Here is a 23,633-nt window from a genome sequence, read left to right on the forward strand (position 1 = left end):
TTCAAAGAATAAACAAAATCTATAATTCTTCATAACTGAAAATCTTTTCATTTCAAGTGACATACTTTAATAATTAGCTGATTTTGTTATTGTTTACTTATTGAGTTAAATTACATACATATTTACGAGAAACTTCACTTTCTTTAAAAACCAGACATGGTTTGTTACCATTTTATCTAATTATACCCAGTCGTCAACCCTTTATTTAACTTTTTAGTATTTTAATTATATAGTTGTATTTTAAGTATATGAGACATAAAATTTACTTTAAAAACCATATTATATAATGAATTGGTTGAATATACATTTATAAACTGATAAAATCGAAACAAGAATTATTATCGTGGGGGGAACATTCTATGAAAAAGCTCAAAATGAAGTTTTGTTATTTAATATTTTTTTCCTTAATTTCTATCAGCCTTATAACTAGTTCGTGTGCAAAGTCTGAATCTAATGCTGAACCCGATAAAAGCTATGATACTATGATTGATGCAGCAAATGCAGTACTTGAGAACGTGGATAAAGATTTGTATTTTGCATACGGTCTGTATTTATATCAAAGTCAAGAGTTTTATGATGCTAAAGAAATTTCTTATAATTTAACTTTCTATGAATTTGTGAAAAACAGCAATGATATAAATATATATAATTATGTTGTCGGAGATTCAATAGAGTTAATATATACTAAATACAGAACACTTCCCGAAAATCATGCTAAAAGTATCAGGGCATCTGACTGGCAAATACAATTAGATTCCATTGCAGACTATGAAAATTTAATACCTTTTGTTGTTGATTTAGCTAAAGAGAATGGCGAAGAATTAGAAAAAGATGCATTCTTATATTCTAATTCTTTAATAGGATATTTTGAAGATGATATGTTTTATATTGGAAAAGGAAAATACACTGATTTTCATAAAATAGCGCAATATGATACATCGACAGAAGAACTTATTTTTCTACCTAGCTATGGGAACAATGATAATCCAGATTATTCGAGGGCATTTGAGCAGCCTATTAGTAAGGAAGATATAGATAGTGTTTTATATAAAGTTGTTGTAGACTCTGAAATTGATGAAGAAAACTTGAGATTTATCTATGATGAAATAACCAAATTCGATGATTATTCACTTCAAACTATTTGGTTTTATGATAGTATTGATGCTGCATATTCGATAGAAGATGATGCTTGTTATAATGTAGGGGAGCTAAGCAAACTGGAATATGACAAAGATCCTGTGTTTTTTGAACCTGTAGACGGATTCAGTCAAATTTCCCTCCAGCAGCTTCAAGGTCTGTTTCCAGAAGCAAATTTGACAATCAGTAAATTTGATGAAGTTATAAGACGGATTTCTAGTGGCGAATTAGTAGATGATAGAAACCCAGATAAAGAGCCAGTCAAGGAATATACAAAAATTATTCATGAGTATTCATACACGCTGGAAGTCTATGAAGATGGTTCTTGGAATTCGGTAGGTGCTTCAGCCCCTTCTTCAGAAATTTTAATTAGATAGAGCTTACTATGCAATTAGCAATCTCTATCTAATTGTAGTATCTCCTCCTACCGATTAGATTGGAGATTAAGGATAAGTTAATGACAAATAATAAAAAAAGAGACTTAAGAAAGTCTCTGAAAGCCTTGATAATGGTCGGAGTGAGAGGATTTGAACCATCCATCCGTCGCAAGCTCCTCACAGGGGGCGTCTGCCCCCTTATGACGGACATATGCTTCGCTTGATGTCCTGTAACCCCCGGAGATGAACTTCCGCTATCGCTAAAATGGGGAAGGAATCCTTCCCCAAGCCCCATCCAGGCCGAAGTTTCAAATAGAAAATGGTCGGAGTGAGAGGATTTGAACCTCCGGCCTCTTGGTCCCGAACCAAGCGCTCTACCAAGCTGAGCCACACCCCGAACATTAACAATTATAAATGAATGTCATTTATTTTGCAATTTAGAAATTGATTTTGCCGGAAAATATTTTTTTGAATTTCGTTGCAAACAGATATCCTACAACAGCGCCTACAGCCCCTTGGACGCCGTTAAAAGGGATGCTTGACAATGGGGAAATGAAATTGGAGTAGATTATAACTTCTGCAATGTAGTATCCAGCTACAAGTATAATAAAACCGGCAATTACCCCCTGGACGTACTTGGACTTTTCAAACATAAGCCCTGAAACGTAACCCATAGCACCTTTTACAAGGAAGGTGGGCAGCATATAGATCAGGTAGCCTAAATAGTAATCCCCCAATGCAGAGCCAAGAGCTGCAGCTAGAAATCCGAATTTGGGACCAAGAAGTGCGGCTGCAATGTATATTGCTCCGTCGCCTAGATTGACATAGCCCAAAGGCATGGGTATTGCTATTACCACTGTAGCCACAAAAACAAGGGCAAGCATCAGGGATGTGTAGATTAATTTTTTAAGTGTAGTATTCATGATTAGCTCCTTTAATTTATTTATTAATTATAGTATAATAAACATGACCATATTAAAATATACAAATTAAAATAATTTGGCAAGGACAGATTGAAATGATAGATAGATTTATACTGGACAAAAAAAGTGGAGAAAAACTTTACCTGCAAATTTATAGGCATTATAAAAATGAGATAATGAGCGGAAAAATTATTAAGAATGAGAAGCTCCCCTCCGTAAGGGGATTGGCTAAAGGGTTAAACGTAAGCAAGATCACAATAGAGTCTGCTTACAATCAACTTGCTGCAGAAGGATATATAGAAAACATTCCCCGAAAGGGCTATTTTGCAGTTGAGCTTAAGGAGTATGGATTTAAAAAAATCCCTAAGCAGAAACGGGTAAACCAGGCAAAGAAGTCATATATCAATACCGGTGTTGATAAAGACAGCTTTGACTTTAAGTTGTGGCGTAAACTGTATGGTTGGGTAATAAGAGAAAAAAAAGATGAAATCTTTGACGGCGGAGATCTACAAGGGGAGCTTCTGTTAAGGCAGGAAATCAGCAGGTTTATTTCCAAAAGCAGAGGAGTTTACTGTACCCCGGACCAAATAGTGATAGGATCGGGAAGCCAGTATCTTTTAGGGATAATATCCGGCCTTATCAGGGAATCTACTCAAACTGTGATCGTAGAGGATCCAGGTTTTGTTCACGCGAGACAGACTTTTGAGGATTACGGCTTTGAAATTGAGCCGGTAAGCGTGGATGAGGAAGGAATAAGAACGGATCTTCTATATGAGACCAAGGGAAATCTGGCATACTTAAGCCCTTCACACCAGTATCCTATGGGAACCGTAATGCCCATAAAAAGAAGACTCGAGGTACTAAACTGGGCGAGAGAAAAGGACATATTGATAGTAGAAGACGACTATGACAGCATAATAAGATACGAAACAGAGCCCATACCATCTCTTCAAGGTCTAGACGAAGGGGAGCATGTGGTGTATCTAGGTTCCTTTTCAAAGCTTTTGACGCCTTCAATCAGGATAAGCTATATGGTTCTTACAAGAAGATTGATTGAAACGTATAATCAAAATAAAAACAGATTTACTCAGACTGCATCCAAACTGGAGCAGTTGACCCTTGGCCAGTTAATGAAGGAAGGTCACTTTGAAAGACATTTGAGAAAAATTAACAAGATATACTATAAAAAAAATATCATGATAAAAGAGAGGCTCAAGAAAAAATTCGGTGACCAAATAACGATAATCGGAGGGAACAGCGGATTGCACCTGATTATTCAATTAAACACCCAGAGAGCAAAAGAAGAGCTGGAAAACATCTTCTGCGCAAATGACATTCTTACAGAGAAGATAGATTCAGGAACAGGAAATGTAGGGGAATTGATCCTTCTTACCTACAGTGGAATTCCGCTGGATACAATAGAAGCAATATTATAAAAAGCAGTTTGAATTATCAAACTGCTAAAAATTTAAATTGCGGCTCCGGCCTGTAAAAGATTTTCGAAATAGTAATCGGCAAGGCTCTTGATATCATCCTCGAATTTCACATGAGCGCTGTCGTAAACAGCGGCCACCTCCATACCGGCATTTTTGGCCGCCATGACTCCCTCTAAGGTATCTTCAAATACAAGGCATTCATCAGGTCTGACATTCAAATCTTCTGCTACCTTTAAGAACACATCAGGATTAGGTTTGCCTTTTCCTACTTCGCAGGAGGTCCTGATAGTGGAGAAATACCTTGTCATGTTCTTTGACTGAAGATACTGTTGGGCAATTTTCTTGTTGTTGCTGGTGCCGACGCCAAGGCTTTTTCCCATGGAGTGGACCTTTTGCACAAAGCGAAGCGCACCTTCCTTTAGAATCACTTCATCCACATAGACGTCTAGACACATCTCAATCCAGTCGTTGCTGATTTCTTCTATGCTTTCATTCATAGAGAAGGTTTCTTTAAAAAACTTTGCTGCTTCAGTAAAGCTTTTGCCGTTTAGTGCCTCTTGCAGATTGTCTTCGCAGATTATTCCCTTCTTTTCAAGGTACAATTCGTCAATCTGTCTCCAAACCCACAGAGAATCTATCAATGTGCCGTCGAGATCGAATATCACACTTTTTTTGTTTTTAAGCATAATGGACTCCTTTAATATTAATAGCTACATAACCATTGTAGATCAAACTCTACATGAAATCAACAAGTCAGCTTGCTTGAAAACGTTACAAACGTGTTATAATGAAAACATACCAACTTTAAGGGGGGTTGTAATTTGAAGATTACAGTTCTTTTGTGTAGCCATAGAAGGAACAAAAACACCAGACAGATGGCGGACTTTTTCTTAGAGCATCTAGAGGAAGGCAATGATGTAGAATTCGTGGATCTGTTAGATAAGAAAATAGAGATATGTCTGGCTTGTGATTATTGCAGGAGGCATTATGGCCACTGCATATTAAAAGACGACATGGAGGATGTAATAGATATCTTTAAAAACAGCGATCTTATCGTATTGGCCACTCCTCTGTATTTTAACAGCGTCACAAGCAGGTTTAAGATATTCATAGACAGGACCCAGATTCTCTACAATGCAAAGTACAACTTCAAAGATCCTATATTCAAGGAAAAGAAAAATGTGGCGGTGCTTTCAAATGGCGGAGCGCCTAAGTACCCTGGCCAATTTGACGGAATAATGGTAGAGCTTAAGCATTTCCTGGGTAATATCAATGCAGACGTGCTTGAGTATTTGAAATACAATAAAACCGATGAAGTCATGATAAGGGATAACAAAAAAGCGGTAGCAGAGTTAAAAGAAGCCGGGGGAAGGGTCAAAGAAAAAATAAAACTTCAAAAGCCTTGACTTTTCTCAAGAAATTTGTATAAAATATATCGTACAAATTCATATAAAAATGCTATGAAGAGACCAGTAAATATGATTAAGCTTGTAGAGAGGCGATCCCAGGCTGAAAGATCGTTAGCGGCGTCATATCGAATATCAACTCTGAGCTAGGTCTATAAGATCCGGTAAAGCCGTTAACAAATGAGGCACCATTATGGTGCGAAGTAAGATGGTACCACGAAGTCAGACACTTTCGTTCTTATATGAGCGAAGGTGTTTTTTTATTTTAAAAGATGCATATGGGAAATAAACTAATTACAGGAGGAAGAAATGAGCAAATTTAAAGAATTATCAAGCTTGCCTGTTGCAGAAAGAGAAAAACAGATCTCAGACAAATGGGAACAAATCGACATACTCAAAAAAAGCATCGATAACAGAGATGGAAAAGAGAATTTCGTTTTCTATGAAGGACCGCCTACAGCTAACGGCAGACCCGGGATTCATCACGTCATCTCAAGAACTCTGAAGGATTCTGTGTGTAAATACAAAACCATGTCAGGCTACAGGGTGCTAAGGAAAGCCGGCTGGGACACTCATGGGCTTCCTGTTGAGATAGAAGTTGAAAAAGCTCTTAACCTCTCAAGCAAGACAGAAATAGAAAATTACGGACTCGACAAGTTCAACAAAAAGTGCAAGGAATCAGTTTTTACTTACGAAGCTCAATGGAGAGAGATGACCAAAAGGATGGGCTACTTCGTCGATATGGAAGATCCGTATATTACTTTGGACAACAACTACATTGAAACTGTTTGGTGGATTCTAAAGCAGTTTTTTGATGCAGGCATGATATATGAAGGGCACAAAATCCTTCCATACTGTCCTCGCTGTGGAACAGGTCTTGCATCTCATGAAGTGGCTCAGGGATATCAGGAGATTAAATCCAATACGGTAGTAGTGCCCATGAAGCTTAGAGAGCAGGATGCATACTTTTTGGTATGGACAACTACGCCATGGACGTTGGCTTCAAATGTGGCTCTTGCTGTCAATCCCAAGGCGGTATACGTGAAAGCTTCATATGAAGGAAAAACTTATATACTGGCAAAGGAACTTTTAGGCAAAGTAATCGGAGAGGGTTTTGAAATCCTGGAGGAAATGCCTGGAGCAGAACTGGAGTATACAGAGTATGAACAGCTGATGCCGTTTTTATCAACTGACAAGAAGGCATTTTATGTAACTTGTGCTGATTTTGTAACAACAGATGACGGTACAGGAGTAGTTCATATGGCACCAGCTTTTGGAGAGGACGACTATCAGGTAGGAAGAAAATATGGTCTTCCGGTGTTTAATCCTGTTGATGAAGAGGGAAAGTACACTGACACTCCCTGGGAAGGCATGTTCGTAATGGATGCGGACATAGAGATCATAAAGTGGCTAAAGGAAAACGACAAGCTGTTTAAAAAAGAAAAAGTTGCCCACAATTATCCACACTGCTGGAGGTGCAAGACACCGCTGATCTACTATGCAAAGCCCAGCTGGTACATAGAGATGACAAAAATCAAGGACGAGCTTATAAAGAACAATAATACCGTAAGCTGGTATCCTGACTACGTGGGCGAGAAACGTTTCGGCAACTGGCTCGAAAACTTAAACGACTGGGCGATATCAAGAAGCAGATACTGGGGAACCCCGCTTAACATATGGAAATGCGAATGCGGACACCTTGAGTCTGTTGGAAGCAGGCAAGAACTTAAGGATAGAGCGATTGAGGACATTTCAGAAGACATAGAGCTTCACAGACCTTATGTGGATGAAGTTCACATACCTTGCCCCAAGTGCGAAAAAAGCATGAATAGAGTAACAGAAGTCATCGACTGCTGGTTCGACTCAGGATCCATGCCATTTGCCCAATACCACTATCCATTTGAAAATAAAGAGCTGTTTGAAGAACAGTTTCCGGCGGATTTCATATGCGAAGGGATCGACCAGACCAGAGGCTGGTTCTATTCCTTGATAGCCATTTCGTCATTTATTATGAAGAAAGCGCCATATAAGAGAGTATTGGTCAATGACTTGATACTGGACTCAGAAGGAAGAAAGATGTCAAAAACCAGGGGAAATACTGTAGATCCTTTTGAGATGTTCGACAAATTTGGTGCAGACGCGCTAAGATGGTATCTGCTTTACGTATCCCCCTCATGGACACCTACCAAGTTTGACATAGAAGGATTAAAAGAGGTACAGAGCAAGTTTTTCAACACCCTTAAAAATGTCTATGCATTCTTTGCTCTTTATGCAAATACAGACGATATAGATCCAAATGATTTCTTCATTGAGCACGACAAAAGACCTGAAATTGACAGATGGGTAATCTCTAAATATAATAATCTGCTAAAAGATGTTGAAGAAGAAATGGAGATCTTCGACCTTACCAGAGTAGCCAGAAAAGTGCAGGAATTCGTAAATGAGGACCTATCCAATTGGTATATAAGAAGAAATAGGAGAAGATTCTGGGCTAAGGAGTTAACAGATGATAAAAAAGCGGTGTTCAATACCACTTACGAAGTGCTCACAGGGCTGGCAAAGCTGATAGCACCATTTGCTCCATACATCGCGGAAGAGTTATACACAAAGCTCACAGGAGAAGAATCCGTGCATCTTTCCGATTATCCAAGATGTGATGAGAGCCGTCTAGACTTAATGGTAGAGGAAAGGATGGATACAGTCAGGACCTTGGTAAGTCTTGGAAGAGGAGCTAGGGAAGAAGCCCAGATAAAAGTTAGACAGCCTCTAAAGCAGATTTTAGTAGACGGAAAATTCAAGGATTCCATAAGCTATCTGGTTCCGCTCATAAAAGAAGAGTTAAACATCAAAGAAGTAAGCTTTGAAGATAATTTAAATGAATTTTTGGATTTCAGCCTTAAGCCTGACTTCAAGGTTGCAGGACCCGTATTTGGACCTAAAGTAAAATCCTTGGCAAAAGCGCTTGCTCAGGCAAATGCCCAGGAGATAGTCTCTACAGTGAAATCACAAGGTAGCGTTACATTGAGTGTTGACGGAGAGGATATACTTATAAAGGAAGAGTATCTTGATGTAAGAATATCTGCAAAAGAAGGCTTCAATGTGCAGATGGAAAACAATATATTCGTAATACTGGATACTGCTCTTGATGAAAAGCTTATTGCTGAAGGCTGTGCAAGGGAGATAATATCAAAGGTGCAGCAGATGCGAAAGCAAAACGGCTATGAAGTTTTAGATCAAATAGTTTTATATATCAACGGGGATGAAAAAATCCAAAAAGCCGTCGAATCTTTTAAAGACTTCATAAAATCAGAAACCTTGACCGCAGAGCTTGTTCTTACTGATGACGAATTAGCAGTGCAGAGCATAAACGGTCACGAGACCGGAATCAAGGTGGAAAAGAAATAAAATAAGGATAGCAGGCGGTTATTTAAGAAGACCGCCTGTTTTGCTGAAAACATGAAAACGACTACTTAACAGTAGGGTATGGTAAAATGTTCCCATTAAATATACAATATAAATACAATCAAAAACAAAGGGGATGAGTTAATGAGTTTATTGAAACTGCAAAACGGATCTGACGTCAGAGGAGTTGCTTTAGAGGGAATCGAAGGGGAAAAGGTGAATCTGACGCCGGATATAGCCAAAAGAATATGTGGAGCATTTGCTGTGTGGTTATCTGAAAAAACTGGGGGGAAAGATTTGACCATAGCGGTAGGTAGAGACAGCAGGTTGTCGGGACCGGATATAGCAAAAGGTGCCATAGAGGGACTGGCACTTAAAGGGTGCAAGGTATACGACTGTAAAATGGCCTCTACTCCAGCTATGTTCATGACAACTAAAGACGATGAGATAAATGCTGACGGAGGAATAATGATTACTGCCAGCCACCTGCCTTTCAACAGAAACGGACTTAAATTTTTCACCAAGGAAGGCGGAGCAGACAGCAAGGATATCAAAGAGATATTGACTATTGCAGAAACAGTAGAATTTGCTGCTGTAGAAAAAGTAGCAATCGAAGAATTTGATTTCATCAGCAAATATGCACAAAATCTGGTTGATATGATAATTGAAAAAACCGGACAGAAAAAACCTTTTGAAAATACGAAAATCATTGTGGATGCAGGTAATGGGGCAGGTGGTTTTTTCGCCTCCAAGGTTCTTGAGCCTTTAGGTGCAGATACTAACGGAAGCGTATTTTTAGAGCCGGACGGCAACTTTCCTAATCATGAGCCAAATCCTGAAAACAAAGAAGCAATGGAAGCCATTCAAAATGCCGTCAAGAAGAGCAAGGCGGACCTAGGCATAATATTCGATACGGATGTAGATAGAGCAGCAGTGGTAGATGGCAGCGGAAAGTCAATAAACAGGAATCCATTGGTTGCGCTAATGGCAGCCATAGTGCTGGAAGAAACTCCTGAAACCACCATAGTAACGGATTCAATAACATCAAAGGGACTAACTGAATTTATTGAAGACCTCGGAGGGAAACACCATAGATTCAAAAGAGGCTATAAAAACGTCATAAACGAATCGATCAGACTAAACAATGAGGGAATAGATAGCCAGCTTGCCATAGAGACTAGCGGTCACTGTGCATTCAAAGAAAACTTCTTCCTTGATGACGGAGCATATTTAATCACTAAGGTACTTATTAAATTTGCAAAGCTAAAGACCCAGGATAAGACTCTGACAGATTTGATCTCAGATTTAAAAGAGCCGGTAGAAGCAGATGAATTCAGGACAAAGATAAAAGTAGATGATTTCAAGAGCTACGGTCAAAAGGTGTTGGATGATTTTACGGCTTACGTACAAGGACAAGCAGGTTGGAACATAGTTACTCCCAACTTTGAAGGAGTAAGGGTCAATTGTGATGAAGAAGAAGGATGGGTTCTCATAAGGCTTTCCCTTCACGATCCTGTAATGGCAATTAACTCAGAATCTGATAAAGCAGGCGGCTGCGGCGAGATAAAAGAAAAGATGATGGGATTTTTGCAAAACTACAGCGAATTAAGCTTTTAAAATCCTTTAAATGGGTGTATAATAAACAAAATAATCAAACTCGATGATTGAAAGTAGTAAATTGCATATGATCTTAATAGAGAGCCGGCGGTGGTGGAAGTCCGGTAAGATTAAGCTTTTGAATGGATTCATGAGAGGATTGGCGAAGTTAGTAGCCAAGGCCGGCATCCCCCGTTAAAGGGAACGGACCTTACAGTCCGGTAGAGATGAGTAGAAATTTGCTCAAGTCAGGTGGTACCGTGGATATTGCTTCCGCCCTGGCGCATATGCGCCAGGGTGGGAGTTTTTTTATTATTTTAATATTAAGGAGGAATCAGTTTGGAAAACACTTTGCAATTTGGCAGGTTTGGAGGACAATTTGTTCCCCCACCTGTTGTGGAAGCATTAAAGGAACTGGAAGCGGAGTTTGAAAAGGCAATAAAAGATCCCGAGTTTTGGGAGGAATACAATTATATCTTGACAGAATATGTAGGAAGACCAAGCCCCCTATATTATGCAGAAAACATGACCAAGGACCTGGGAGGTGGGAAGATATACCTGAAGAGAGAAGATCTCAATCACACAGGGGCACATAAAATAAATAATACGATTGGCCAGATCCTTTTAGCAAAAAGAATGGGCAAGAAGAAGGTTATTGCGGAAACGGGAGCAGGACAGCACGGCGTCGCTTCTGCAACAGCTGCAGCAATGTTTGGCATGCAGTGTGATGTATACCAAGGGAAAGAAGACATTATAAGACAAAAGCTCAACGTGTTTAGGATGGAGCTCTTAGGAGCGACGGTCCATCCCGTTGAAAGAGGAACCCAGACGCTAAGTGATGCTGTAGATGCAGCGATTGAGGCATGGGTTGAAGATGTGGAAAATTCCTTCTACCTTCTAGGCTCGGCTGTAGGGCCACATCCATACCCGACGATAGTCAAAGAGTTCCAAAAGATAATCGGTCAGGAGGCATTAGAGCAGATAAAGGAGAAAGAGGGCAGGCTGCCTGATTACTGCATCGCTTGCGTAGGAGGAGGAAGCAATGCAATAGGGCTTTTCGACGCCTTTGTACCCTACAAAGAAGTCAAGCTCATAGGCGTTGAGGGTGCAGGAAAGGGAGTGGATACTGAGCTTCATGCTGCAACCATGACAAAAGGCACCGAGGGAGTTATCCATGGGATGAACACAATAGCTATCTTTAACGAGGATGGGACGCCAAAGCCCGTATATTCTATTTCTGCAGGGCTGGATTACCCCGGAATAGGACCTGAGCATGCCTATCTTAAGGATACCGGCAGAGTTGAGTACGTACCTGCAACTGACGACGAGGCAGTAGATGCATTCAAATATTTATCGGAAAAGGAAGGCATAATTCCGGCGATTGAAAGCTCCCATGCAATTGCGTATGCAATGAAATTTGCCCCAACTCTCGATAAGGATGAGGTTATAATATTAAACCTTTCAGGTAGAGGCGACAAGGATGTAGAGGCGATTAAGGAATATATGGATTCAAAAGCATAAAGTCATGGCCATGGAGATTATATCCATGGCCTATTTGAATTCTGTTAAATCTTTACGGTATTTAAGAGGTACAAAGTTTCTTTGCAGTTTTGGGTTGATGCGGTCTTTTATTGGTATATGATCAAAATAGATTTTCCAAAGTTTAGCCACAAAGTCGCTCTCAGCATCTTCTGGAAGGGCACCATTGTAAAAGGGGATCAGTAAAAAATCACCACAGCTTGCGACCAATGCACAATTTCGATTCACATCATGGATGATTATCTTTTCCCCCTTATAGCGGTCTGCAAAATGGTCGCCAATTAGAGAGAGGATGTTGTACTCTGGGTGTATAGAGCTGTATAGGTATTCGCCCATCTGAGAGAATCGGACATATCCGACATATTTATGGGTCTCGTTTTTGACCTTTCTCACCCTGTCGTCAAAGGCGGAAACTATGGGATCTGTATGAAACCCTGCATATTTGGAGCCTTTTTTAAAGCACAGGTCTACGAATTGCAGTATTATATTTTCAGTACCGTCCTTTTCGTAAAGGAAGCATTGATATATCTGGGATGATACGAGCGCCCCCAGATATTGCTTTAATTTTTGATCCATATAGTCGGCATATTTTTCAATAGAAGGAATCTCTTTGAAGGAATTTATCATATGCCTCTGGTAGATTTCTTTCTTATAAATGCCCGATGCAGCTTCTTTTGAGAAGTTGCAATATAGACAGCATAAAAGACCTTCAAAGGTTCCGTCGTATATATAATCCATATTTATCACCCGAAAAAACTTATTTGTTGATAATCTTCTTTATGCACAAGACGATTGCGTATGAAATCGCCCTCTAAGTGCTCGCCGTAATATTTTCCTTTGCAGGTAACGAAGTACTTAGCTTTTCCTATTACGCATCCGGTCTTTTTTAAGTTGTCAAAGCCAAGATGAGCTATCCGTCTCTCGCGGATTATCCTATATGCAGAGGTATGGCCGATTCCTGGAATCCTAATAAGTTCTTCGAAGGATGCACGGTTTATTTCCACAGGAAAGACATTTAGGTTTTTAAGAGCCCAATATAGCTTGGGATCTATTTGGATATCTATATTGCTTTCATCCGATGAGAAGAGTTCCTTGACGCTGAAGTTGTAATAACGAAGCAACCAATCAGCTTGATACAGCCTGTGCTCCCTTAAAAAAGGCGGAGGAGTAAGTATAGCAGGCAGATTGGTGCCTTCGTTTACGGGCATATACGCTGAATAGTATACTCTTTTCAAGCTATAGTCACCATATAGCTTTTCGCTGACGCTAAGAATACTTTTATCAGAATCTGAAGTAGCTCCGATGATAACTTGGGTGGATTGACCGGCAGGAACAAAGCTAGGAGCCTTGCGGTAATGCTTTCGATCATCTGAGTTTTTAGCTATGCCGTTTTTTATCTGTGCGATTGGAGGCATTATTTGCTTGAAGCTTTTTTGTGGTGCCAACAGCTTTAAGGATGAAGATGACGGAAGTTCGATGTTTACGCTCATTCTGTCTGCCAGGTATCCACATTTTTCGATAAGCACCTGGTCCGCTCCGGGAATTGCCTTTATATGGACGTAGCCGTTGAATTCGTAAGTTTCTCTAAGGAGCTTTAAGATTTGATACATTTTTTCCATTGTATCGTTTGGATTTTTCTCAATGGCACTACTTAAAAAGAGTCCCTCGATGTAATTGCGACGGTAAAACTCTATGGTGATAAGCGCTATCTCTTCAGGGGTCATAGTTGCGCGCCTCACGTCATTTGAGCTTTTATTGACGCAGTAGCTGCAGTCGTAGATACAGTTGTTTGTCATCAACAGCTTGAGAAGAGATATGCAACGACCGTCAGCAGCCCAGGTGTGGCAAATTCCAAAGCTTCGTGTGCTGCCGATGCCCTTGCCCTTGCTTTTTCTCTCTACGCCGCTTGAAGAGCATGACACGTCGTATTTTGCACCTTCTGCCAAGATGGCAAGCTTATCCATTAGTATTTCGTTCATAAGATCACTCCCATAAGATAAATATAGCATAAAAAGGGGGAAAAAACAAACATATGTTCGAGCGAGGGCTGGTTTTCAAGGGACTGAACTAATAATAAAACCATAGGAGTTTGGATTTTATCAAATTGTGTTATAATGTAATCATTACCCTATAGGGGAAAAGGAGCTGAAGACATACATGCTTTATTCATTTTTTTATCACTTTTTTCTCTATTCATTTATAGGATGGACAACTGAGGTGATATATGCCTTCATTTATCATAAAAGATTTATCAACAGAGGTTTCCTCTATGGACCGCTGTGTCCGATCTACGGTACAGGCATGGCGATTTTGCTTTTGATATTTGACACTTTAAATCAAAATAATATCTTTGATTTCTATAGCAGTTATATAGGGATCTTTGTCTTTGTATTCTTCTTTTCCTCCATTGTGGAATATATAGTAGGCATGGCTTTGGATAAGATGTTTAATACGAGATGGTGGGATTATTCAGAAAGAAAATATAACCTGAACGGATTTATATGTCTCAGGTTTTCAATCATGTGGGGTATTGGAGGCATACTCGTGATAAAAGTACTCAACCCTATGGTAGAGGCTTTTATTGATATGATTCCCACTCAGACCGGAGAGACAATTCTAAGAATCTTGCTCGCCTATCTATTGATAGACATATTGTTTACCATTAAGGCATTGGCAGACTACAAGGTCATTATTGGAAAGATGCAAAACTTGTCGAAGGATATATCTGAAAGCATATTGGAAAATATCGAAGAGCTAGAAGAAAAAGGACTTTTGTTTACAGAAGAGATGTACGCAAGGTTTCAGGATCTTAAGTCTGACATAAAGTCCCAGACTGAATATTTCCATGATCAAGTTTATAAAAAATACATCACTTATATCGGAAATATCAGCATCAATGAAATCGGGGATGAGCTGAAAAAAGATTTTATGGAGCTAAGAAGGGCTAGGCGGGAAAACGGAAAAAACAGCTTAAGCATTTACAATCAATTGAGGACCAGGTTGTCAAAATCCCACCTCACTAAAGCTTACCCAAAGGCTAAATCAAATCGATTTGCAAAAACTCTTAAAAGCATCAAAGAATATAGGAATGGCAATAGGTAATAGCTATAAAATTATTTCCGGCAGTTCATCTGAAAACTTTTCAATAGATTTTTCAACGGCTTTAAGCCACTCAAACTTATCCTCAGAAGCTAAGGGGAGATGCATCAGATGGATTTTTTGGGGTTTTATGCACTCCTGTATCACCCTTCTACCGGAGGATAGAGTTATATAGGGAAAGTCAAGAAGAGCGATGCTTATATTCAGTTCAGCTACTCCGCAATTTTTGTAGTTCTCAACTGAATGATGGGCGTCTCCGCAGTGGAAGATCGTATCTCCGTCAATATCCAGAGTGTAACAGTAGTTTTGTACATCCTTGTACTGATCTCCTGAATGGAGAAGACTGGTCCCGTAAAAGGAGATGCCGTTTATATTAAAAGAAAGCGTCTTTTTTAGAGGCACCTCTCCAAAGTATATCCTTTTTTTAAGTTCGGATGTGCAGCTGCTGTGGTCTACGAGGATCTCATAAGTTTTAGACGTAGAAAATACAGCAGACTCCGGGTGGGACTCCAAGATTTTTAGGGTGCTTTCGGCGTCAAAGTGATCCTTGTGATGATGGGTAAATAAAATCAGATCGATGCATTCAAAGGGATGTTTGCCTGCTATCATGTCCTTAAGGGTAGGCTCAGGCAAAGAGGTGAAAGGATAAACCTTTCCTGTATTGACGGCATCGATCAAAATCGTCTTATCTTGTGATGTGTTTTTTAGTAAAAATCCTGTGTTTGCCAGATGGATGATTTTCATAAACTGCTGATTACTCCTCTTCCTTGTTTAAGGGCTTAACGGTATAGTCATTAAAGTCAAGCTCGCTTTTATCTGGCAGCACGACAGCGAAGATGATGTATAGAAATAAGCCTGCTCCACCCCAAAAGAAAGTAATAGCCCATATCACTCTTACGATGGAAGGATCGATGTCGAAATACTCTGCTACACCCTGACATACACCGGAAATCTTGCCCTGTGCCTTGTTTTTATAAAGTCTTTTCATTTAATTCATTCCTTTCATGGATTTGATTTTATTATCTTTCAGTAGTATTAAATACCCATTATCCCCAAATTAAAACCTCATTAAAATGGGCAGGTTGCCTGTATTTGCTCGCTGTGATAGGATTGAATCAGTATATAAGTTGGAGGTGCGTGATGAGAAAGATAGATTTGCATGTTCATACTAAAGCTAGCAGCGATGGAGAACTTTCTCCCGATGAGATACTAAGGTTAGCCGTTAAGGAAGAAATCGGAGTAATCGCTATAACAGATCATGACTCGATTAATAGCGTGGCGGAAACTATGGAGAAGTCATCAAGTTATGGAATCGAGGTTCTCTCTGGGACTGAACTTTTCTGCAAGAAAGGTGAAAAGTTCTTACACATGTTGGGTTATTGTTTTGAGCCTGATGCTGCTGAAATCAACAGACTCGTTAATGACATTGCAAATGACAGGGGCAGATGGCTTGAAGAGCAGATTAACCTATTTAGAAAAAATGGACTTTATGCTGAAGAAGCTAAGGCTTGGGAGTTTTGCAGAGACACCCCACCACTTTTTTCATCTGCTGCATATGCGGTGTTTTACGATGAAAGAAATAAAGATCATCCTCTCATAGATGAATACAAGAAATACGAAAACCCGGTTCATCAGATGAGCGTGAGGCTTTTAGCCTATGGAAAACCATTATATACTCCGCATTATATCCCGGACACATCAGATTTCATCAAGTCAATCAAAGAAAGTGGAGGAGTACCTGTACTTGCGCATCCCGGATACGATCAGATGAGGGTGGATTTTAACGACACAAGGTTTATGGATTCATTGGTTGAAGAAGGGCTTGAGGGGGTAGAAGTATACTACATTACCCACACTGAGGACGATATCAAGATATACCTTAAATATTGCTTGGAAAGAGATTTAATCTACACGACCGGAAGCGATTTTCACGGAAAATACAAACCAAATATTAAGATTGGACAGCTAGGCATTACAGATTATGAAATCGTTGAAGATCTTAAAAAAAGGAGAGACAAAATAAGAGGAGATAGATATCTCTGAGCATAGTAAAAAAATGACAATAGGTCCATTGAACTTGATGGGCCTATATATTTTATATAAAATATTTAGGAGGAAAGCAAACTATGACGAAAGTTTTACTCAATGACTTGACTGTCCGTGACGGAAATCAGAGCCTTTTAGCCACAAGGATGGAAAAGGAAGACGTAATCAAGCTTGTCACGGCACTTGACAAGGTGGGATACAATGCACTTGAGGTGTGGGGAGGAGCTACATTTGACACAGCACTTCGTTTTCTCGGGGAAAGCCCGTGGGAAATTTTAAGAGAAATCAGGAAAGCTGCCAAAAACACCAAGCTTTCCATGCTCTTAAGGGGACAAAATCTGGTTGGCTACAGGCATTACGACAATGATACGCTGGAGCGGTTCATAAGGCTGGCCATATCAAACGGCATAGATATAATAAGGGTGTTTGACGCCCTTAATGATATGAACAATATCGAAAATTCAGTTAAATTCATAAAGAAATACGGTGGACATTGCCAGTGTGCAATCAGCTATACTACAAGTCCGGTCCATACAGAAGAGTATTTTGTTAAGCTGGCAAGAAAGATGGTGGATATGGGGGCTGACTCCATATGTATCAAGGACATGGCTGGGATAATTTTGCCGGATGCGGCGTACAGCCTGGTGAAAGCCCTTAAGGCTATAACAGATATTCCAATAAATATGCACAGCCATACCACGGCAGGGCTGACAAACTTGGTTATGCTTAGGGCGATGGAGGCTGGAGTAGATATCATAGATACAGCTATTTCACCATTTTCCGGTGGCACAAGCCATATTGCCACTGAAACCATAATAGAGACGGCCCAGGATATCGACAAGCCAGTCCAATACGATGAGGATGAGCTGGATAAGGCATACGATTTGGCAGATAGCTTAGCTCAAAAATACATTGATAGTGGCCAGTATGAGACTAGGGCTCTAATGGTAAATCCCAAGATACTTCACTATGAAGTTCCCGGCGGGATGCTGTCTAACCTAATGAGCCAGCTGCAGGATCAAAAGATGTTTGATAAGCTAACTGAAGTTTTACGGGAAATACCAAGGGTGAGAAAGGACATGGGATATCCTCCACTGGTGACGCCTTTATCTCAGATGGTGGGAACGCAAGCAGTGCTGAATGTTATAAGCGGCGAGAGATACAAAATGGTCCCTAATGAGATTAAAGTATATTTAAGAGGGGGATACGGCAGATTTCCTTCCCCGGTAGACCCACAGGTAAGAGAAAAAATACTGGGAGATGAGCTTGAAGGAAAGCCTCATTCAATCTCAGACCTTAAACCTGTATTTGATGAAGCCAAAAAAGAAATGAGCGATAAACTGGGCAGAGAGGCTAGCGAAGAAGAGGTGATTTCATATATTTTATTTCCTCAATTTGCAGTGCTGGAGAATGAAACAGGCAATGAATCCGAAGGGCCAGTTGAGTTTACGATGTATATAGAAAGGTAGGTGAAACATGGATATCCAAAATTTCGAACTGTTGGATGGAGTGCAGCTGTCTATATTTGCAATGCTTGTTGTATTTCTGATACTAGTGTTGTTGCAGTTTATAATCTATGCATTTAAATACCTTCCAAAAGAACAAGCTGCTAAAAGCAGTGGAACAGTGAAGAAAGCTGTTTCAGAAGCTTCATCAGCACCGGATGAAGAAGAAATGGTGGCAATGCTCGTGGCTTCGATAATGGCAAAAGACGAGTACAAAGGTGACGTTGTAATTAAATCCGTGAAACGCATAAGTTAAGGAGGCAACACAAATGAAAGAATACAAGATAAAAGTAAATGGAAAAGAATATTTGGTAGAAGTGGAAGAGGTAAAGGAGGGGACGATTGCCAGGGAGGAAAAGACTTCTGAAGAAAATAAGACACAAGCTTCATCAGGGAGTGTTAAGGTAGAGGCACCTATGCAGGGCAACGTTTTTTCCATAGAGACATCAATTGGCGATAAAGTGCAAAAAGGGCAGATATTATTGATACTGGAAGCCATGAAACTTGAAAATGAAATCGTATCACCGGTGGACGGAACGATTACATCGGTTAATGTCAGAGAAGGACAAGTCATAGACAGTGGTACGCTCCTCTTTGAGATTGCCGGAAAGTAGGTGTATTGATGGTTGAAATCTTAAAGGAATTCATAGATACCAGCGGAATTGCAGCAATTAAAGGTCAAGATCTGATCATGATCGGCATAGCATTGATATTCATATACTTGGCCATTTATAAAAAATACGAGCCATATCTTCTTATACCAATAGCTTTTGGGATGCTATTGGTCAATCTTCCTCTGAATGGATTGATGGAAGAAAGTGGTCTTTTGAAGATTTTATACAAGGGAATAGAATACGGGATATATCCCCCGCTTATTTTTCTTGGAGTGGGCGCATCTACGGACTTTGGTCCCCTTATAGCAAATCCAAAGAGCATGCTTCTTGGAGCAGCGGCACAGCTTGGTATATTCAGCGCCTTTCTTGGAGCCTTGTTTCTAGGGTATGCTTCTACTGAATCTGCATCAATTGGAATCATAGGGGGAGCTGACGGTCCTACTGCAATATATCTGACCAGCCAGCTTGCTGACCATCTGCTCGGTCCAATTGCACTAGCTGCATATTCCTATATGGCCTTGGTACCGGTTATACAGCCGCCGATTATCAGGCTGTTTACTACAAAGGAAGAAAGATTAATAAAGATGAAACAGCTAAGGCATGTGACAAAACTGGAAAAGGTACTATTTCCCATAGTCGTCACAATCGTAGTCATACTGTTGGTACCCACAGCTTCGCCATTGGTGGGAATGCTTATGTTCGGCAACCTGGCCAAGGAATCAGGTGTTGTTCCCAACTTGGTTGAAGTGGCTAAAAACGCCTTGATGTATGGCATCACCATAGTGCTGGGACTTACAGTTGGCGCAAAAGCTGATGCCCAAACCCTTTTAGATCCGAGGACCCTTGGAATCATAGCATTGGGACTGGTTGCATTTGCCATAGGCACTGCGGGAGGAACGCTCTTTGGAAAGCTGATGTGCAAAGTCACTAAAGGAGAGATAAACCCGATGATCGGAGCTGCCGGAGTTTCAGCTGTTCCAATGGCAGCAAGAGTTGTTCAAAAGGTGGGACAGGAAGAAGACCCGTCGAACTTTCTTCTCATGCATGCAATGGGACCTAACGTGGCAGGAGTAATCGGTTCGGCAGTAGCTGCGGGGGTTCTCTTAAACTTCTTTGGTTGATTATAAGAGCTGGCATTAAAAATAAATCAATTATCTCTTAACAGATGGATCCCGGCGACGGGGTTCATCTATTTTACGTGTTAAGGGTTTTCGTCTGCACTGCGGGGCTAAGGTTTAAGTAGATTTTTTGGGGGTAAAATTATATTACGCTACCCAAAACAAACTGGTAGCGATGCTTTTTAGAAAGGAAGGTGCATCCATGGAGGCGTTATATGAAAAGTTCAAATCGCTTTTGGAAACAGAGAACAAGAGAGAAGCGGTGAGATTCTCAATTTCACTGATAGAAAACAAGGACATAGGAATTGTGGAGTATTATGAACAAATACTAGCCAAGGCAATGAAGGATATAAAGTGTCACAACGACGAAAAGAACCTTTGCATTTGGAGAGAACATGTAAGAAGCGGTATTGCAAGAACTATAATAGAGAGTCTTTACTCATATGTATTGGAGGAGAGGCGTGCAAATTACACAGAAGAACCCCAAAAAAAGGTTGCAGTCCTGTGTCCCGACGGAGAATATCATGACATGGGAGCAAGGATAGCTGCAGATTACTTCACCCTTCTTAACTGGGACGCAGTTTTTGTGGGCAACAGCACACCGGACTATGAATTTATAAAAATTGCAGATCACTTGAGTCTCGATGCAGTTGCTATTAGCGTGACAAACCCTTACAACCTATTTTCTGCAAGAAAGACCGTGGATCTGATACGAAAAGAGTTGAGCGGAAAGATTAAGATTTTTGCTGGAGGGAATGCTTTTGCCAAGGACATAAAAAATGAGCGACAGATGGATGTTGATGGATATGTTTTCAACTTTGAAGACTTGAAAAAACTTTTAAACGGAGGTGAAGCCAAGTGAGACTTTCGTTTAAGATCGCATCCAGGTTTTTGAGGTTTAATTTCGGTCAGACGCTATTGATTGTTACTGGGATAGCAATAGGAGTATCCGTTCAAGTATTCATTGGGCTATTGATTCAGGGTTTGCAACAGGATCTGGTCAACAGGACTATAGGCAGCTCATCCCAAGTGACTATTAGCGCAAATAAAGAAATCGCAACCATTAGTGGTTGGGAAGAAATCATAGAAGGCATAGTGCAAAACGAACAGGGAGTAAACCAAATAAGTCCTGCGGCAGATGGGGCGGCATTTTTAGTTGGAGAGGAATCCAGCGATCCGGTTATCGTAAGAGGTTGGATTTTTGAAGATGCTGAAGGCATATACGCCATTGAGGAAAAGCTGATTGAGGGGAAAGTGCCCGGAGAAGGAGAAGTCATAATCGGCTTGAACCTTAAAGATGAGCTCGGCCTGTCAATAGAGGACGACATAAAGCTCGCAACTGCGACTGGAAGAATTCAAGATTATAAAATTTCGGGCTTTTATGACTTTAGGGTATCCTCAATAAATTCCTCATGGGTAATTACAGACATCAAGAGTGCTCAAGGTTTATTTGATTATGGGGATGAAGTGACTTCTATTGAAATGCAGGTGCAGGATGTCTTTGCGGCGGATATTATCGCAGATTCCATCAACAATAGGATAGATAATGAGGATTTGATAATCGATAATTGGAAAGCTCAAAACCAGGAGCTTTTAAGCGGACTAAACGGTCAAAGCATATCCAGCATCATGATTCAAGTGTTCGTTATGGTATCTGTAGTGCTGGGCATATCCAGTGTTCTTGCAATTACAGTAATGCAAAAATCCAAAGAAATTGGCATTCTAAAGGCAATGGGAATAAGAGACGGAGATGCCAGCAGGATATTTTTGCTTCAAGGATTGATATTGGGGGTATTCGGTGCGATGCTAGGGGTAGCTTTGGGGCTGGGGCTTTCAGTGGCTTTTACTAAATTTGCATTAAACCCGGATGGGACTCCAGTCATCGCGTTTTACATAAACTATGGATTTATTGCATTGTCAGGAGGCATCGCCATACTTGCAAGCCTAGTAGCTTCTTTTATCCCTGCAAGAAAATCCCTTAAACTCAATCCAATAGAGGTGATCAGAAATGGCTGATATTATAAAACTTGAAAAAGTGAGCAAAATTTACGGAGATAAAATAAAGACTCAAGTGCTATTTGATTTAGACTTGGCATTTGAGAGAGGGAGTTTCAACAGCATAATTGGAGCTTCAGGAAGCGGGAAGAGCACGCTTTTAAACATAATAGGAACTCTCGATAAACCTACTACCGGGAATGTATTAATAGGTGATAAGGACGTTAGCATCCTTGCCAAGAAACAATTGGCAGATCTAAGAAATTCGACGTTGGGGTTTATCTTTCAGTTTCATTATCTACTACCTGAATTTACGGCGCTTGAAAATGTTTTGATGCCACACAGGATCAAGGGTGGAGGTGTTGATAAGAGTACTTTAAAAAAAGCAGAGGAACTTATGGAAATGGTAGGCTTGTCAAAGGTTAAGAACAATCCTGCGAACAACATGTCAGGGGGGCAGCAACAAAGAACTGCCATCGCCAGGGCACTCATGAACAGTCCTGAAATAATTCTGGCAGATGAGCCTACAGGCAATCTGGATTCAGATTCTACAGAAAATATTTATAAAATTTTGAGAGATATCAATGAAAATTCAGGGACTACTTTTGTAGTAATAACTCATGACAGGCGGATAGCTGAAAAGGCGGACAGAATCGTAGAGATAAAAGATGGTAGAATAGAAATGGATGTTAAAAGATAAAAAGGGAGCGTGGCTCCCTTTTTTAAGCTAGCTCCAAGGCTATCTCCATCATATCTGTAAAGGTCTTTTCACGCTCTTGGGCAGTAGTAAGCTCTCCTGTAACCAAGCTGTCGCTTACAGTCAGGATGGCTAAAGCATTTTTGTTTAGTCGCGCTGCATTCATGTACAAAGCGGCGGCTTCCATCTCCACCACCATTACGCCCATCTTTGACCATTTCTCCCAAGCCTTTGGATTGTCATCGTAAAAGATATCGCTAGACAAGGCATTGCCCACTTTTATAGGGATATTTTTTGTATTGGCAATTTCTACGGATCTGCTTAACAGACCATAATCCGCTATCGGGCTGAATGTTCCAGGCAACCCGTATTGTGAAGCAAAATTGCTGTTTGTGCAGGCACCCATGGCAAATACTATGTCCCGTACTTTCACGTCTTCTTGGAACGAGCCGCAGGAACCTATCCTAATGATATTATCCACGTCGTATTCCGTATAAAGTTCATAAGAATAAATCCCCATAGAGGGCATGCCCATACCGGAGCCCATAACAGATATTTTTTTTCCTTTGTAAGTTCCGGTGTATCCCATCATGCCACGGACCTCGGTTACTTTAGAAGCATTAGCCAAGTAGCGCTCGGCAATGAATTTAGCCCGTAAAGGATCGCCGGGCATTAAAACCGTTTTTGCAAAATCTCCGGTCTGGGCTCCTATGTGTACTGTCATATGACCACCTCGTTTCGTT

Annotated in this window: 22 protein-coding genes, 1 tRNA gene and 2 other annotated features; of the genes, 15 read left to right on the plus strand and 8 right to left on the minus strand. The window is 40.4% G+C overall.

What is annotated here, in order from left to right:
• Positions 1-359: 359 nt before the first annotated feature.
• On the plus strand, positions 360-1,514 hold the full coding sequence (locus BUB93_RS02290; protein ID WP_073269456.1) for a hypothetical protein: 1,155 nt from the start codon (positions 360-362) through the stop codon (positions 1,512-1,514).
• Between the two features lie 320 nt (positions 1,515-1,834).
• On the opposite strand, the gene BUB93_RS02295 is transcribed toward BUB93_RS02290, so the two are convergent.
• Both BUB93_RS02295 and BUB93_RS02300 read right to left on the minus strand, forming a co-directional pair.
• Positions 1,835-1,911: transfer RNA gene (locus BUB93_RS02295), tRNA-Pro, on the minus strand.
• 40 nt (positions 1,912-1,951) lie between these two features.
• Positions 1,952-2,437, minus strand: coding sequence for an ECF transporter S component (locus tag BUB93_RS02300; RefSeq protein WP_073269457.1), 486 nt, complete (start codon positions 2,435-2,437; stop codon positions 1,952-1,954).
• Positions 2,438-2,532: 95 nt separating this feature from the next.
• Here BUB93_RS02300 and pdxR point away from each other — a divergent pair, with 95 nt between their 5' ends.
• Positions 2,533-3,873 (plus strand): MocR-like pyridoxine biosynthesis transcription factor PdxR, encoded by a 1,341-nt coding sequence (pdxR, locus tag BUB93_RS02305; protein ID WP_084116850.1) that lies wholly within the window; start codon positions 2,533-2,535, stop codon positions 3,871-3,873.
• Positions 3,874-3,905: 32 nt separating this feature from the next.
• On the opposite strand, the gene BUB93_RS02310 is transcribed toward pdxR, so the two are convergent.
• Complete coding sequence (locus tag BUB93_RS02310) at positions 3,906-4,559, minus strand: HAD family hydrolase (protein ID WP_073269458.1); 654 nt, start codon at positions 4,557-4,559, stop codon at positions 3,906-3,908.
• A 135-nt stretch (positions 4,560-4,694) separates the two neighbouring features.
• On the opposite strand from BUB93_RS02310, the gene BUB93_RS02315 reads away from it, so the two are divergent.
• The 4 genes from BUB93_RS02315 to trpB all read left to right on the plus strand — a co-directional run bounded on the left by BUB93_RS02315 (position 4,695) and on the right by trpB (position 11,798).
• Positions 4,695-5,279, plus strand: a complete 585-nt coding sequence (locus BUB93_RS02315; RefSeq protein WP_073269459.1) for a flavodoxin family protein — start codon at positions 4,695-4,697, stop codon at positions 5,277-5,279.
• A gap of 45 nt (positions 5,280-5,324) precedes the next feature.
• Positions 5,325-5,522 (plus strand) — a binding site (T-box leader).
• Positions 5,523-5,588: 66 nt separating this feature from the next.
• Positions 5,589-8,684 carry an isoleucine--tRNA ligase gene (ileS, locus tag BUB93_RS02320; RefSeq protein ID WP_073269460.1) on the plus strand — a complete coding sequence of 1,032 codons (3,096 nt, stop codon included), beginning with the start codon at positions 5,589-5,591 and terminating at the stop codon, positions 8,682-8,684.
• Positions 8,685-8,825: 141 nt separating this feature from the next.
• Positions 8,826-10,298: a phosphohexomutase domain-containing protein gene (locus BUB93_RS02325; RefSeq protein WP_073269461.1), complete on the plus strand. Its 1,473-nt coding sequence runs from the start codon at positions 8,826-8,828 to the stop codon at positions 10,296-10,298.
• 34 nt (positions 10,299-10,332) lie between these two features.
• Positions 10,333-10,561, plus strand: a binding site (T-box leader).
• Between the two features lie 49 nt (positions 10,562-10,610).
• The gene (trpB, locus tag BUB93_RS02330) at positions 10,611-11,798 is read left to right on the plus strand and encodes a tryptophan synthase subunit beta (RefSeq protein ID WP_200789387.1); all 1,188 of its coding nucleotides are present in this window, start codon (positions 10,611-10,613) and stop codon (positions 11,796-11,798) included.
• A 30-nt stretch (positions 11,799-11,828) separates the two neighbouring features.
• On the opposite strand, the gene BUB93_RS02335 is transcribed toward trpB, so the two are convergent.
• Together BUB93_RS02335 and BUB93_RS02340 are read right to left on the minus strand one after the other, a co-directional pair.
• The gene (locus tag BUB93_RS02335; protein ID WP_073269463.1) at positions 11,829-12,554 is read right to left on the minus strand and encodes a TIGR03915 family putative DNA repair protein; all 726 of its coding nucleotides are present in this window, start codon (positions 12,552-12,554) and stop codon (positions 11,829-11,831) included.
• Positions 12,555-12,559: 5 nt separating this feature from the next.
• Positions 12,560-13,795 (minus strand): putative DNA modification/repair radical SAM protein, encoded by a 1,236-nt coding sequence (locus BUB93_RS02340; RefSeq protein ID WP_073269464.1) that lies wholly within the window; start codon positions 13,793-13,795, stop codon positions 12,560-12,562.
• Positions 13,796-13,973: 178 nt separating this feature from the next.
• Between BUB93_RS02340 and BUB93_RS02345 the strand changes: the two genes are divergently transcribed.
• Positions 13,974-14,918, plus strand: coding sequence for a putative ABC transporter permease (locus BUB93_RS02345; RefSeq protein WP_073269465.1), 945 nt, complete (start codon positions 13,974-13,976; stop codon positions 14,916-14,918).
• 3 nt (positions 14,919-14,921) lie between these two features.
• On the opposite strand, the gene BUB93_RS02350 is transcribed toward BUB93_RS02345, so the two are convergent.
• Both BUB93_RS02350 and BUB93_RS02355 read right to left on the minus strand, forming a co-directional pair.
• A complete protein-coding gene (locus BUB93_RS02350) occupies positions 14,922-15,659 on the minus strand; it encodes an MBL fold metallo-hydrolase (RefSeq protein ID WP_073269466.1) in 738 nt (245 codons plus the stop codon).
• Between the two features lie 10 nt (positions 15,660-15,669).
• Positions 15,670-15,903 (minus strand): PspC domain-containing protein, encoded by a 234-nt coding sequence (locus tag BUB93_RS02355; protein ID WP_073269467.1) that lies wholly within the window; start codon positions 15,901-15,903, stop codon positions 15,670-15,672.
• A 152-nt stretch (positions 15,904-16,055) separates the two neighbouring features.
• On the opposite strand from BUB93_RS02355, the gene BUB93_RS02360 reads away from it, so the two are divergent.
• The 8 genes from BUB93_RS02360 to BUB93_RS02395 all read left to right on the plus strand — a co-directional run bounded on the left by BUB93_RS02360 (position 16,056) and on the right by BUB93_RS02395 (position 22,893).
• Positions 16,056-16,958 carry a PHP domain-containing protein gene (locus BUB93_RS02360; protein WP_073269468.1) on the plus strand — a complete coding sequence of 301 codons (903 nt, stop codon included), beginning with the start codon at positions 16,056-16,058 and terminating at the stop codon, positions 16,956-16,958.
• Positions 16,959-17,041: 83 nt separating this feature from the next.
• The gene (locus BUB93_RS02365; protein WP_073269469.1) at positions 17,042-18,430 is read left to right on the plus strand and encodes a pyruvate carboxylase subunit B; all 1,389 of its coding nucleotides are present in this window, start codon (positions 17,042-17,044) and stop codon (positions 18,428-18,430) included.
• Between the two features lie 7 nt (positions 18,431-18,437).
• Positions 18,438-18,722, plus strand: a complete 285-nt coding sequence (locus BUB93_RS02370) for an OadG family transporter subunit (RefSeq protein ID WP_073269470.1) — start codon at positions 18,438-18,440, stop codon at positions 18,720-18,722.
• Between the two features lie 13 nt (positions 18,723-18,735).
• The gene (locus tag BUB93_RS02375) at positions 18,736-19,080 is read left to right on the plus strand and encodes a biotin/lipoyl-containing protein (protein ID WP_073269471.1); all 345 of its coding nucleotides are present in this window, start codon (positions 18,736-18,738) and stop codon (positions 19,078-19,080) included.
• Positions 19,081-19,088: 8 nt separating this feature from the next.
• Positions 19,089-20,201: a sodium ion-translocating decarboxylase subunit beta gene (locus tag BUB93_RS02380; protein ID WP_073269472.1), complete on the plus strand. Its 1,113-nt coding sequence runs from the start codon at positions 19,089-19,091 to the stop codon at positions 20,199-20,201.
• A 199-nt stretch (positions 20,202-20,400) separates the two neighbouring features.
• Positions 20,401-21,060 carry a cobalamin B12-binding domain-containing protein gene (locus BUB93_RS02385; RefSeq protein ID WP_073269473.1) on the plus strand — a complete coding sequence of 220 codons (660 nt, stop codon included), beginning with the start codon at positions 20,401-20,403 and terminating at the stop codon, positions 21,058-21,060.
• Positions 21,057-22,214 (plus strand): ABC transporter permease, encoded by a 1,158-nt coding sequence (locus tag BUB93_RS02390; protein ID WP_073269474.1) that lies wholly within the window; start codon positions 21,057-21,059, stop codon positions 22,212-22,214. Before BUB93_RS02385 ends, BUB93_RS02390 begins: the two co-directional genes overlap by 4 nt.
• The gene (locus BUB93_RS02395) at positions 22,207-22,893 is read left to right on the plus strand and encodes an ABC transporter ATP-binding protein (RefSeq protein WP_073269475.1); all 687 of its coding nucleotides are present in this window, start codon (positions 22,207-22,209) and stop codon (positions 22,891-22,893) included. The genes BUB93_RS02390 and BUB93_RS02395 overlap by 8 nt, the downstream gene beginning before the upstream one ends.
• A 22-nt stretch (positions 22,894-22,915) precedes the next feature.
• On the opposite strand, the gene deoD is transcribed toward BUB93_RS02395, so the two are convergent.
• A complete protein-coding gene (gene deoD / locus BUB93_RS02400) occupies positions 22,916-23,614 on the minus strand; it encodes a purine-nucleoside phosphorylase (RefSeq protein ID WP_073269476.1) in 699 nt (232 codons plus the stop codon).
• Positions 23,615-23,633 lie beyond the last annotated feature (19 nt).

Origin of the sequence: Alkalibacter saccharofermentans DSM 14828 (genome assembly GCF_900128885.1) — a bacterium.
Classification (GTDB): Bacteria; Bacillota; Clostridia; order Eubacteriales; family Alkalibacteraceae; genus Alkalibacter; species Alkalibacter saccharofermentans.